This window comes from Pseudomonas sp. W15Feb9B, assembly GCF_000828175.1.
Taxonomy (GTDB): domain Bacteria; phylum Pseudomonadota; class Gammaproteobacteria; order Pseudomonadales; family Pseudomonadaceae; genus Aquipseudomonas; species Aquipseudomonas parakoreensis.
The window spans coordinates 1-226 of record NZ_JTKF01000084.1 but is presented as its reverse complement, the minus strand read 5'-3'; the positions used below and the strand labels follow the sequence as shown (position 1 = coordinate 226).

1 protein-coding gene is annotated in these 226 nt (G+C 64.2%); it reads right to left on the bottom strand.

Annotation, left to right across the window (positions count from 1 at the left end):
* A partial coding sequence (locus tag OC71_RS26680; protein WP_041075041.1) for a hypothetical protein occupies positions 1-226 on the bottom strand: 226 nt, incomplete at both ends.

The window sequence follows — 226 nt, the reverse complement described above, 5'->3', positions numbered from 1 at the left end:
GGTGTAGCTGTAACTCACCACCCCCGTAGTCGCGTTGAAACCAGTGATGGTCAGCGTGCTGCCGAGCGGCGTGGTGACCGATTGTGGGAAGCCGGCGGCCACACCATTGGTGACGACCGCGATGCCGCCGACGGTCAGCGTGGTGACGCCGTCCAAAGCGGTGATGGTGAAGGTGCCGCTCTGAGTCAGTGCATTAGCGTCCGGCGCGCTGCCGGTGCTGAGGTTT